Source organism: Streptomyces sp. (assembly GCF_019510245.1).
Lineage (GTDB): Bacteria > Actinomycetota > Actinomycetes > Streptomycetales > Streptomycetaceae > Streptomyces.
On the sequence record NZ_JAEKKT010000202.1, the window covers coordinates 24,266 to 36,501 of the forward strand.

A 12,236-nucleotide genomic window follows, 5' to 3' on the forward strand; every position below is an offset into this window, starting at 1 on the left:
GATCAATCCAGAAAGGAACCGTCATGGAACTGCACCTCAAGGACAAGGTCGCCGTCGTCACCGGAGCCAGCAAGGGCATCGGTCTGGCCGTCGTCGAGAGGCTGGCCCGCGAGGGGGTCAAGGTCGTGGCCGGCAGCCGCACCTCCACCCCCGAACTGGACGCCCTGGTGGCCGGCCACGACGTCACGTTCGTACCGGGCGACCTGTCCACCACCGCGGGCGCGGAGACCCTGGTCCAGCGGGCCGTGGAGCGCCACGGGCGCCTGGACATCCTGGTCAACAACCTCGGCGCCGCCGAACCCCGCGAGTCGTTCCTCACGATCGACGACGCCGGCTGGCAGCGGATCTTCGACCTGACCTTCTTCAGCGCCGTCCGCACCACCCGCGCCGCCCTCCCCCATCTGGTCGCGGCGGGTGACGCGGCCATCGTGAACATCAGCTCGATCAACGCCCGGCTGCCCCTCCCCATGGTGGTCGACTACTCGGCGGCCAAGGCCGCACTGACCAACCTGAACAAGTCCCTGTCGGAGGAGTTCGCGCCGCAGGGCGTGCGCGTCAACGCCATCGCCCCGGGCCCGGTCCGCACACCGTTCTGGACCGCGCCGGGCGGCTTCGCCGACGCCACCGCCGCGGCCGCCGGGACCACCGCGCAGGAGGCGCTGGACGTCATCGTGCCGCAGAGCATGGGCATCACGTCCGGACGGATCAGCGAGGCGGGCGAGATCGCCGACCTCACCCTGTTCCTGGCCTCCCCCCTGGCCGCCAACATCACCGGCACGGAGACCCTCGTCGACGGCGGCCAGACCAAGACGCTCTGAGAACGCCGACTAGGAGGAGGCCCGGGCCACCAGCGCCGTCGGCAGCACCGCGTGCCGGCGCTCCAGCCCGCGGGCGGTGGCCGGACGCCGGTCGGCGATCTCGGCCAGCAGCAGGTCGATCATCGCGCGGCCCATCTCCTCGATCGGCTGCCGGACGCTGGTGAGCGGCGGGTCCATGTGGCGGGCGATGGCCGAGTCGTCGTACCCGACCAGCGCCACGTCCTCGGGGATACGGCGGCCCGCCACCCGCAGTACCTGGCGGGCGCCCGCCGCCATCACGTCGGAGCCGGCGAACACGGCGTCGAGACGGGGCTCGCGCTCCAGCAGCCGGGCCATCGCCCGCCGGCCGCCCTCCTCGGTGAAGTCGCCCGGCTCGATGAGGAGTTCGTCGGGCTGACGGCCCGCGTCGCGCAGGGCGTCGCGGTAGCCGTCGACGCGGCGCTGGGCTCCGTACACGTCGAGCCGGCCGGTGATGTGGGCGACCGTGCGGCGGCCGCGGGACAGCAGGTGCTCCACGGCCGATCGGGCGCCGCCGTAGTTGTCGGAGTCCACCGAGGTCAGCGTCTCCTCCGCCGAGCGCGGGCCGCTGATCACGGCCGGGATCTCCAGCTGGGCGAGCAGGTCGGGCAGCGGGTCGTCGGCGTGCACGGACACCAGCAGCACCCCGTCCACCCGGTGCGCGGCCAGGTACTGCGCGAGCCGGCGCCGCTCGCGGTCGCTGCCCGCGAAGATCAGCAGCAACTGCATCTCGGTCTCGGAGAGTTCGGCACCGACACCGCTGAGCATGTCGGAGAAGTACGGCTCCGCGAAGAACCGCGTCTCGGGCTCGGGAACGACCAGCGCGATCGCGTCCGTGCGGTTGGCGGCCAGCGCACGGGCGGCGGTGTTGGGGACGTAGCCGAGTTCGTTGACGGCCGCCTCCACGGCCGCGCGGGTCGCGTCGCTGACCCGGGGCGAGCCGTTGATCACCCGTGACACGGTGCCGCGGCCCACGCCGGCCCGGGCGGCGACCTCCTCCAGGGTCGGCCGCCGAGTACCCCGGCCCCGCTCACCCTTGACCGTCATGGTCGCCGCCTTCCGTTCGCAGCCCTCAGGCCAGGAAATGTAACAGCCGGGACCCGGGCGCTCCGGGCCCCGTTACGCCCCCGGGGCCGTACCGGGTCAGCCCTGCTCACCGGCGCTCGGCAGCGCGTTCCGGCGGATCACCTCCGCGTACCAGTGTGCGCTCGCCTTGGGGATGCGACGCTGGGTGCCGTAGTCGACGTAGACGGCACCGAAGCGCTTGGAGTAGCCGTAGGACCACTCGAAGTTGTCCAGCAGCGACCACAGGAAGTAGCCGCGCACGTCCGCTCCGTCGGCGACGGCCTGCCGGACGGCGTCCAGGTGGGAGTGGAGGTAGGCGATGCGCTGCGGGTCGTTCACCCGGCCCTCAGGCGAGACGTAGTCGTCGAAGGCGGCACCGTTCTCGGTGACCATCAGCGGCAGCCCCGGGTGCGAGGCGGCCAGGCCGGTCAGCAGGGTGTGCAGTCCGCTCGCGTCGATCGCCCAGTTCATGGCGGTGAGCTGGTCGTTGGCCAGGTGGAAGGTGACGTCGTCGGCGCCCGTCCACGGGGAGTGGTCGCTCGCGCCGTGGCCGTCGTTGCGGGTGCCGGCGCCGCCCTCGACGGCCGCGGAGACCACGGTCGGGGAGTAGTAGTTGACGCCGAGCAGGTCGATCGGGCGGGAGATCTCGGCCAGGTCGCCGTCGTGCACCAGCTCCGCCCAGTCCACCAGGTGCGCGGTGTCGGCGAGCAGGTCCTCGGGGTAGGCGCCGTCCAGGATCGGGCCGGTGAAGATCCGGTTGCCGACCGCGTCGATACGGCGGGCCGCCTCGGCGTCCGCGGCGCTGCCGGTCAGCGGGCGCACCTCGTGCAGGTTGAGGGTGAGGGAGGTCTGCGCGGTCGACGGCAGGTTCTCCCGCAGTGCCCCGATCGCCAGCCCGTGGGCCAGGTTGAGGTGGTGCGCGGCGCGCAGGGTGGCGGCCGGGTCGGTGCGTCCCGGGGCGTGCACGCCGGAGCCGTAGCCCAGGAAGGCGCTGCACCAGGGCTCGTTGAGGGTGGTCCACACCCCGACGCGGTCGCCCAGGGCGCGGGCCATGATCTCGGCGTAGTCGGCGAAGCGGTGCGCGGTGTCCCGCTGCGGCCAGCCGCCCGCGTCCTCCAGCTCCTGGGGCAGGTCCCAGTGGTAGAGGGTGGCGACCGGGGTGATGCCCGCTTCGAGGAGCTCGTCGGTGAGCCGCCGGTAGAAGTCCAGGCCGCGCTCGACGGCGGGCCCCCGTCCGGTGGGCTGCACCCGGGACCAGGAGACGGAGAACCGGTAGGCCTTGAGGCCGAGGTCCTTCATCAGCGCCACGTCGTCCTTGTACCGGTGGTAGTGGTCGGCGGCGATGTCACCGGTGTCGCCGTTGCGGACCTTCCCGGGGGTGTGGCTGAAGGTGTCCCAGATCGACGGCGTACGACCGTCCTCGGCGGCGGCGCCCTCCACCTGGTACGCGGCGGTGGCGGCCCCCCAGACGAAGCCGGGCGGGAAGGAGGTGTGAGAGGCCGACTGGGCAGTGGTCTCGGTTCGTACGGCGGTCATCTGAGAACGCTCCCGAAGTGGCGTGGAGAAGGGGGGAAAGGAGAAGGGGCGAAGCGGAGAAGGAGAGAAGGGGGTCGGACACGGTCCCGCTGCCGGGGAGCGGCGGCCGGGTCGCACGCGGGCACCTGCCGGGTGCGGGCCCGCGCCAGGGGCGGGGACCCGAACCCGGCGGCGGACCGCGCGGGGTGCCACGAGGACCGGGGCGGACCGCCGGAACGCGGCGGGACGGATTCCGGACGCGGCGGGACGGGCCCCCGGACGCGGTGGGGCGGACCGCCGGTGACGGGCCGGGCGGTCCGCCCGGCGTCAGCCCTTGACGGCGCCCGCCATGATGCCTCCGACGATCTGCTTGCCGAAGATCACGAAGACGAGGAGCAGCGGCAGGGTGCTGATCAGCGCGCCGGCCATCACGATGCTCTGGTCGGGGGTGTAAGAGGCGCTGAGCTGTCCGAGCGCCACCTGGAGGGTGGGATTGTCCTGACTCAGGGCGAGGAAGGGCCAGAAGAAGTCGTTCCAGGCCTGGACGAAGGTGAGCATGCCGAGCACCATCATCGCGGGCCGGGCGGCGGGCAGGACCACGTTCCACACGATGCGGATGTTGGTCGCGCCGTCCACCTTGGCGGCCTCGATGAGTTCGTAGGGCAGGGCCTCCAGCAGGTACTGGCGCATGAAGAAGACACCGAAGGCGCCGACCAGGGTCGGGAAGATCACCGACTCCAGCTTTCCGCCCCAGCCGATGTCCGCCATCATCATGAACAGCGGGACCACGCTGAGCTGCGGCGGGATCGTCAGGGTGGCGATGACCGCGGTCATCAGGGCGCCCCGGCCGCGGAACCGCATCTTGGCGAAGGCGTAGCCGGCCAGCGTGCAGAAGAACAGGGTGGCCGCGGTGATGCAACCCGCCACGATCACGCTGTTGACGATGGCCTTGCCCAGATGGGCCTGTTCCCAGGCGGTCTGGAGGTTGCTCCACAGCCTGCCGCCGGGCAGCAGCGGCGGTGGGCTGTCGAGGACCCGCTGCTGGTCGTGCGAGGCGGCCACCAGCGTCCAGTACAGCGGGAAGATCGAGCCCAGGCCGACGACGATCAGGGCCAGATAGGTGAGGGGGCCGCCCTTGAGCTGCTGCCCGGCGCCGAGCTTGAGACGGACGCGGTTCCTGGCCGGGGAGGCGACCGGCGGCACCGGGTCGAGGCCCGGCGCGGTGTTGGTGGGGCTGGTCGTGGTCATCGATGTCGCTCCCGTCAGGCCGCGCTCTTGCGCAGGAACCGGCCGACGATCAGGTTGATCAGGGCGATGAGCAGCAGCAGGGCGAGCATGGCCCAGGCCACCGCCGCGGCCGGACCGAGATGCCCCAGCTTCCAGCCGTAGTTGTAGAGGTAGATGCTGAGGGTTTCGTACTGGTGCTCGTTGCCGCCGGTGGAGCCGAGCGTGCCGCCCTGGAGCAGCAGCGGCTCACCGAACAGCTGCATGGAGCCGATCGTCGAGATGACGATGGTGAACAGGATCGTCGGCCGCAGCGAGGGGATGGTCACCTTGCGGAACTGCTGCCAGCGCGTCGCCCCGTCGATGGAGGCGGCCTCGTACAGGTCGGTGGGCACGGCCTGCATGGCCGCCAGGTAGATCAGCGCGTTGTAGCCGGTCCAGCGCCAGATCACGATCACCGAGATGGCGATCTTCGAGGTCCATTCGCCGTTGCCCCAGTCGGTGTTGCCGATGCCGACGAAGTGCAGCACCCAGTTGAGGATGCCGCCGTCGGCCCGGAAGACCAGGGCGAAGACCAGGGCCGCGGTCGCCACCGAGGTGGCGTACGGGGTGAGGACGACCGTCCGCCAGAACGTGCTGGCGCGCAGCTTGTAGTTGAGCAGGTGGGCGAGGCCGAGGGCCACGAGCAGCTGCGGGACGGTCGAGATGACGCCGATCAGGAAGGTGTTGGTGACGGCCGTCCAGAACTCCGAGTCCTGGAGGATCCTGGTGAAGTTGTCGAAGCCGACCCACTCCGAGGTGCTGAGACTCGTCATCTCCACCCGGTGCAGGGCGATCCAGCCCGTGTAGAGGAGCGGGTAGAGCCCGAAGGCACCGAAGACGAGGAAGAACGGAGCGATGTACGCGTACGGGGACGCGAGGTCGTCGAGGCGCCACAGCCGGCTGCGCCAGGTACCGCGTCCGTTCGGCACGGCACCGGAGCCGCCGGCGGGCGGGGTGGGGGCACCCCGTGTGGGTGTCGTCGTTGCCACGGGGGATTTCCTTCCTGGGGGGATTCGGCCGGGGAACAGGGGCGGGACGGGGCGGGGCCGGCGACGTCGGGGTCTGCCACCGCACCGGACCCGGCCGGGAGACGCGGCGCGCCGGTGTCCGGCGCGCCCTACCCACGCGCCGGGCACCGGAACCTCGTACGGCACAGGGCGCGGTGCGGGCGGCCGGCGGGGCCGCCCGCACCGCGGGTCGTCAGCCGATCACCTTGTCGATCGCGTCGGTCGCGGCCTTCCACGCGTCGGCGGGCTTGGTGCCCCGCTGCTCCATGTTGTTGATCTGCGTGGAGATGGTGTCCTTGATCGTCGCGTCCTTCGGGCCGAGCACCGCCTCGGGGATGGTCTTGGCCTCGTCGGCGTAGATCTGGCCGATCGGCGCGTTGTTGAAGTACGGGAGCGTCGCGTTCTTCACGCCGGGCAGGTCATAGGCGCCCTGGTTCGACGGGAAGACGCCGATCGCCTTGAACACCTCGGCCTGCTGCTCCGGGGCGGTCAGCCACTTGACGAGCTCGGCGGCCTCCTTGGCGTGCTTGCCGCTCTTGGGCACGGCGAGGAAGGAGCCGCCCCAGTTGGCCGCGGTCGAGCCGGGGGCCTTGGCTATGTCCCACTTGCCCTTGAAGGCGTCACCGGAGTTGGTGGAGATCTGCCCGGCCATCCAGGCGGGGCAGGCCACGGTCGCCACGCTGCCCTTGCGCAGCGCCGCCGTCCAGGCGTCGGTGAACTGCGCCAGACCATGGGTCAGCTTCTTCGACGCGGCCTCGGCGGCCAGGTTCCAGCCCTGCTGCACGGAGGGGCTGTCCTTGTAGATCGGCTTGCCGGAGGCGTCGTAGTACTGCTGCGCCGAGGAGCTGACGACCGCGTTGTACATCGCGCTCGCGGAGTCCATGAAGTAGGTGCCGGACGGGGCCTTCTTCTTGTACTGCTCGCCGAGCTTGAGGTAGTCCTCCCAGCCGCCGGCGACGGCCTTGGCGACCGCGTCGCGGTCGGTGGGCAGACCCGCCTTCTGGAAGAGGTCCCGGCGGTAGCACAGGGACATCGGGCCGATGTCGGTGCCGGCGCCGATGACCGTGCCGTCCGACGCGGTGGCCTGCTTCTCCTTCCAGGAGACCCAGTCGCCCACGTTGATCGTCTTGCTCAGGTCGGTGAACTTGGCCGCCTGGGTGTCGACGACCTCCTTGATGCGGCCCACCTCGATGCCGGTGACGTCCGCCAGGCCACTGCCCGTGTTCAGCTGCTGAAGGAGCTTGGGGTAGTAGTCCTGCTCGTTGGCGGTGGTCTCCTCCTTCACCGTGATCTTCGGGTGCAGCTTGTGGTACTTCGCGAACAGGTCGGCCTCCTTGTAGCCGAACTGCCCGAAGTCCGCGACCGTGAGAGTGATGTTCCCGTTGGAGTCCGAGGCGTCCGAGCCGCTGCCGCTGCTGCAGCCGGTCAGCAGCAGCGCCGAGGCGGTCAGGACCGTTGTGGTCAGGGCCGCCGCTCTGCGGCCGCGACGACCGGTACGGGTGATGCGCATTCCACTACTCCTTGTTCCAGTGGGGAACGGGATCTCAGGAAACAGACCGCCGGGGACCGGCGATCCGGACCTGCCCTCTCGGTGCGAGCAGCGGCCGGCCCACAGCACTTGGCGTGCGGTGAAAAGGTGCTGGTCAACGAGGTGCGGTGACGACAGAGGGATAGGCCATGGGGTGGTTCGGGCCACCCGGGAGAGATTCCCCGGCTACCCGTGGGACCGCTCCCACGCGGCATGCCGGAAGACTGGTTCCTGTCGGGCCGACTGTCAAGACTTGAAAACGGCGTTGTTGCCTAAGCGTGTTCCGGACGTCACGGGAACGTGTCGCGCCGGAGGGTTTCACCGGCTCGACATCAGCCCGTCTCATCCAGGAATCACGCAGGTCACAGGCGCGACGGCGATCGGCGCCCCGGGAGTTTCGCCGCGCACCACCGCGCGCTCGGGGTTTCCGGGACCGGGACGCGGCACGAGCGGAGGGGCCGCCGAGAGGTGAACGGTGGGCTTTCCGAAGGGACTTCCGGGAACCGGACGCGCCGCACCCGTGCCGCAACCGCTGGAGCCCGGCCGTCCCCTTTGCCATGGGAGCGCTCCCATGCATAATGGCGCCAAGCCGACCATGGGAGCGCTTCCATGCCCGATTCGCCGACCGAGAGTTTTCCTCCCGCCTTCCTCTGGGGCGCCGCGACCTCCGCCTACCAGATCGAGGGGGCGGTACGGGAGGACGGCCGCACCCCCTCGATCTGGGACACCTTCAGCCATACGCCGGGCAGGACGGCCGGCGGCGAGACCGGCGACATCGCTGTCGACCACTACCACCGCTACCGCGACGACGTGGCGCTGATGGCGGACCTCGGCCTGAACGCCTACCGGTTCTCGGTCTCCTGGCCGCGGGTCCAGCCGACCGGCCGCGGTCCGGCGGTCCAGGTCGGCCTGGACTTCTACCGCCGGCTGGTCGACGAGCTGCTGGCGAAGGGCATCAGGCCCGCGATCACCCTCTACCACTGGGACCTGCCGCAGGAGCTGGAGGACGCGGGCGGCTGGCCGGAGCGGGAGACGGCGTACCGGTTCGCCGAGTACGCGCGGATCGTCGGCGAGGCGCTCGGCGACCGGGTGGAGCAGTGGACCACCCTCAACGAGCCCTGGTGCAGCGCCTTCCTCGGCTACGGCTCCGGCGTGCACGCCCCCGGCCGTACCGACCCGGCGGCCACCCTGCACGCCGCGCACCACCTCAACCTCGCGCACGGCCTGGGCACCTCGGCGCTGCGCTCGGTGATGCCGGCCCGCAACCAGGTCGCGATCAGTCTCAACTCCTCGGTGGTACGGCCGCTGTCGCAGGGTCCGGCCGATCTGGCGGCGGTCCGGAAGATCGACGACCTGGCCAACGGCGTCTTCCACGGCCCGATCCTGCACGGCGCCTATCCGAGCTCGCTGTTCGAGGCGACGGCGTCGGTGACGGACTGGTCGTACGTCCTCGACGGCGACCTTGCCGCGATCAACCAGCCGCTGGACGCCCTCGGGCTGAACTACTACACGCCCGCGCTGGTGTCGGCGGTGTCCGGCGGGGCGAGCGGTCCGCGGGCGGACGGCCACGGCGCGAGCAACCACTCCCCCTGGCCCGGCGCCGACGACGTCGCCTTCCACCAGACGCCGGGCGAGCGCACCGAGATGGGCTGGACGATCGACCCGACGGGCCTGCACGAGCTGATCATGCGCTACACCCGCGAGGCGCCGGGCCTGCCCCTCTACATCACCGAGAACGGCGCGGCCTACGACGACAAGCCCGACCCGGACGGCACGGTCCACGACCCGGAACGCATCGCGTACCTGCACGGCCACCTCTCGGCGGTGCGCCGCGCGATCACCGACGGCGCGGACGTGCGCGGCTACTACCTGTGGTCCCTGTTGGACAACTTCGAGTGGGCGTACGGATACGGGAAGCGGTTCGGCGCGGTGTACGTCGACTACGCGACGCTCACCCGGACGCCGAAGTCGAGCGCCCGCTGGTACGGGGAGGCGGCCCGCACGGGCACGTTGCCGGCGACGGGGGCGGCCGCCTGACGCCGTGGTTCGGCCGCGGCGCCGTCGTGGCTGCTCGCGCAGTTCCTCCCCGGCCTTCGGCCGGGGGTGCCCCCAGCGCCCCTTCGGGACGCTTCCGCGCGGGGCGCTGTCGAGCGGGGCGCGGCATCCGGAGGGGAGTGCCGCGCCCGTCTCGCAGAGAACGCTCAGGCGTCGATCAGCGGTCCCCCAACCGCCGGACGCGTTCTGGGCCGGCCTTCAGGGAGGTCGTCACTCGTCCGCGAACAGCTCCTGGGCGCTTGTGGCGGTGACGGCCCGGTCGAACCACGTACCCAGGGTCGCGAGGTCCGTGCAGTCCGTGATCCGGCTCCGCTCCGCCTCGGCCACCTCGACGCCCCGCAGGTCCAGAATGCGGAGGATGTCCTCGGCGCGGCCCTTGGCGCGGCCCTCGGCGCGGCCCCTGGTCTCGCCTTCGATGAGGGTCTCCTCGATGAGCGTGCCGCTGCCGGGGAATCGGGGGGTGTAGGTGGCCATCAGATGCCTCCACAGTGCACGGGCCCGGGTGTCTCCCAGACCGATTTCGGTGAACTCCGCCCAGCGTTTCCCTGCCTCGCCGCCGGCGTTGACCACTGCCGCCGCCAGTGCGTCCAGTATCGCAGGAAGTACCGGATCCTTGGCGTGGGCGAGCGCGGTGAAGACGGCGAGCGGCAGGTCCTCGGCGGCCTGGTCCGGGTCGGTGACGGCGGGAACGTTGCCCGGGCCGAGGACGAGCGGGAAGACCATCATGCTGGTGTGGACGGACAGCCCGACCCGGATCGGTTCCGCCGCCCAGGCCTCGGTGGCCTTCTCCTTGCAGACGACCAGCAGGACCGGGGGCAGTGCGTACTTGGCGTAGAGATACGCGAGGTAGTACGTCCAGCTGTTCCACTTGTCCAGGTCCGGCTTGCCCTGGGCTTCGACGACGAGGAGGAAGCTGCCCTCCTCCGCGGTGTCGACGCGCAGCAGGGTGTCCACGCGGCGGGCCAGTGGCCTGATCTCGGTGAGATCGGTGTCGAGATGCTCGATCGCGACGGGCTCGGGGAAGGGGATGCCCGCCCGCGGCAGGGCCCGGGCGAAGAGGCCCGGGTCCTCGCGGAAGATCTGATGCATCGCCTCATGCGGTGAACTGACCATGTGCGGAAAGTAGCGGGGCGGCGGTGCGCGAAAGGGCCGGAGGCAGTGAGTTCAGCCGTGTGGGTGAACATGCCTCCGGCCTATGCCTGGCGGGGGATTGGCGGGGCGGGTCAGCCGATCGCTGCGAACGCCTTCGAGAAGGCGTACTTGTCCTGGGTGATCGAGCTGCAGGTGGCGTCGGCGGTGGGCTTGGGGCCGCCGGTGCACTGCTGGTCGCGGGTGGCCGACCACATGGAGAGCCAGCCGAGGCCCTTGGACTTGGCGAAGTCGACGAGCTGGCCGGCGTCGTCCACCTTGAAGACCTCGGCGGAGACGTCGTTGACGCCGATCATCGGGGTGACGGCGACCGTCTTCCAGGCGGCGGCGTCGGAGAGGCCGAGCACGCTCTTGATCTGGGCCTGGGTGGCGGTGGCGGCCTGGATGGCATAGGTGCCCATGTCGCCGTTGTACGAGGCGCCGTAGTCCATCGCCATGATGTTGACGGCGCTGATCTTCACGCCGTTGGCCTTGGCGTTGGAGAGCAGGTTCACGCCGTCCTGGGTGAGGCCCTCGGGCATCACCGGGAGGGTGAAGGAGACGTCCAGGTTCGGGTGGGCGGTCTGGAGCTTGGCGATGGCCTTGGCGCGGTTGGTGTTCGCCGTGGTGTTGGGCAGCGCGCCGCCCTCCACGTCGAAGTCGACCTTGGTCAGGCCGTACGCGTCCACGACCTTGCCGTACGCCGCCGCCAGCGCGTCCGCCGAGGAGCAGGTGGTGGCGAGTTCGGAGCCGGACGCGCCGCCGAAGGAGACCCGGACGTCACCGCCCTTGGCGCGCAGCGCGCCGATCTGGGACGCCACACCGTCGCTCGCCAGGTCCGTCACCCCGCCCCACTTGGGCGTGCAGCCGCCGCCGTCGGTGACGAAGGCGAGGTTGTAGTTCTTCACGCCGGTCGCGTTCGCGGCCGCGAGGAGGTTGAACGCCGGGTAGAGGGAGGTGTCGACGTACGGGGCGAACCCGGCGGAGGCGGTGGTGCCGGAGCCGGTGGTCTGGGTCGGCGAGGCGGTGGGGGTGGGGGTGGCCGTCGCGGTGGGGGTGGCGGGGGTCGAGGCCGTGGCCGTGGGAGTCGCGGTCCGGGTCGGGGTCGCGGTCGGGGTGGCGGTCTGCGTCGGGCGGCCGCTCGGCTCCGGCGTCGCCGTGCCGTCCGCCGAACAGCTCGCGTTGTCGATACGGCAGCCGGTCGGGTCCCCGCTGCCGTTGACCACGAAGCCGACGGTGTCCGACTCGTCGGCCGCGAGGCCGTCGGTGTCCCACTTCGGCGGCTTCACGGTGACGTGCTGCCCGCTGACGGTGTACTCGGCGTTCCACAGCGAGCTGAGCTTCGCGCCGGCCGGCAGGTCGAACTCCAGCGTCCAGTCCCGCTCGCGGGCACCGCTGTTGTTCGTGACGACGTACTGGGCGGTGTACCCGGTCGACCAGTCGCTGGTCTTCGTGTACGCGGCGCCGACCCCGGCCGCCTGCGCGATCCCGGTGAACAGGATCGCCCCGCCACCGACCACGGCCGCGGCGACCAGACCGCCTATCACCTTGTTCCTGCTGCTGATTCTGCGCCGGTGCGTGCTCATGCCGTGCCTGCCTTCGCCTGCCAAAGGGGGTGGGGTGCGGCAGCACGCTAGCGGCCGGGATTCGGACAAACGGCCTGATAGGGACGGCTGTTGGGGATCTTAGGGTGCGCTTAAGGCGTCATCTCATTTGGTTGGGTAGGCTGCCGATCGTGGCAGGGATCGTTGAGCGGCTGGTGCCGGACGAGTTGTGGGAGATGTTCCAGCGGGTGGTGCCGGAGGCGCCATCGCGGCCTCAAGGTGGTGGCCGACG

General features: G+C 70.9%; 9 protein-coding genes and 1 pseudogene. 3 read left to right on the top strand and 7 right to left on the bottom strand.

Going from position 1 to position 12,236, the window contains the following annotated elements; all coding sequences use genetic code 11:
* Positions 1 to 23 precede the first annotated feature (23 nt).
* Positions 24 to 818 (top strand): SDR family NAD(P)-dependent oxidoreductase, encoded by a 795-nt coding sequence (locus tag JF597_RS40665; RefSeq protein WP_294008580.1) that lies wholly within the window; start codon positions 24 to 26, stop codon positions 816 to 818.
* A 9-nt stretch (positions 819 to 827) separates the two neighbouring features.
* Here JF597_RS40665 and JF597_RS40670 read toward each other — a convergent pair whose 3' ends face one another.
* From JF597_RS40670 to JF597_RS40690, 5 genes are all read right to left on the bottom strand, one after another.
* Entirely contained in the window at positions 828 to 1,883 is a 1,056-nt protein-coding gene (locus tag JF597_RS40670) for a LacI family DNA-binding transcriptional regulator (RefSeq protein ID WP_294008581.1), read from the bottom strand.
* Positions 1,884 to 1,979: 96 nt separating this feature from the next.
* On the bottom strand, positions 1,980 to 3,437 hold the full coding sequence (locus JF597_RS40675; RefSeq protein ID WP_294008582.1) for a GH1 family beta-glucosidase: 1,458 nt from the start codon (positions 3,435 to 3,437) through the stop codon (positions 1,980 to 1,982).
* Between the two features lie 306 nt (positions 3,438 to 3,743).
* On the bottom strand, positions 3,744 to 4,664 hold the full coding sequence (locus tag JF597_RS40680) for a carbohydrate ABC transporter permease (RefSeq protein ID WP_294008583.1): 921 nt from the start codon (positions 4,662 to 4,664) through the stop codon (positions 3,744 to 3,746).
* A gap of 14 nt (positions 4,665 to 4,678) precedes the next feature.
* Complete coding sequence (locus JF597_RS40685; protein WP_294008584.1) at positions 4,679 to 5,671, bottom strand: carbohydrate ABC transporter permease; 993 nt, start codon at positions 5,669 to 5,671, stop codon at positions 4,679 to 4,681.
* 211 nt (positions 5,672 to 5,882) lie between these two features.
* Positions 5,883 to 7,199 carry an extracellular solute-binding protein gene (locus JF597_RS40690; RefSeq protein WP_294008585.1) on the bottom strand — a complete coding sequence of 439 codons (1,317 nt, stop codon included), beginning with the start codon at positions 7,197 to 7,199 and terminating at the stop codon, positions 5,883 to 5,885.
* Between the two features lie 627 nt (positions 7,200 to 7,826).
* Between JF597_RS40690 and JF597_RS40695 the strand changes: the two genes are divergently transcribed.
* Positions 7,827 to 9,254 carry a GH1 family beta-glucosidase gene (locus tag JF597_RS40695; RefSeq protein ID WP_294008586.1) on the top strand — a complete coding sequence of 476 codons (1,428 nt, stop codon included), beginning with the start codon at positions 7,827 to 7,829 and terminating at the stop codon, positions 9,252 to 9,254.
* A gap of 228 nt (positions 9,255 to 9,482) precedes the next feature.
* Here the strand turns inward: JF597_RS40695 and JF597_RS40700 are convergent, their stop codons facing one another.
* Together JF597_RS40700 and JF597_RS40705 are read right to left on the bottom strand one after the other, a co-directional pair.
* A complete protein-coding gene (locus tag JF597_RS40700; RefSeq protein ID WP_294008587.1) occupies positions 9,483 to 10,361 on the bottom strand; it encodes a hypothetical protein in 879 nt (292 codons plus the stop codon).
* 134 nt (positions 10,362 to 10,495) lie between these two features.
* Positions 10,496 to 11,986, bottom strand: a complete 1,491-nt coding sequence (locus JF597_RS40705) for a cellulose binding domain-containing protein (RefSeq protein WP_294008588.1) — start codon at positions 11,984 to 11,986, stop codon at positions 10,496 to 10,498.
* A 146-nt stretch (positions 11,987 to 12,132) separates the two neighbouring features.
* On the opposite strand from JF597_RS40705, the pseudogene JF597_RS40710 reads away from it, so the two are divergent.
* Positions 12,133 to 12,236: pseudogene (locus JF597_RS40710) on the top strand (IS5/IS1182 family transposase); the annotation flags it as partial.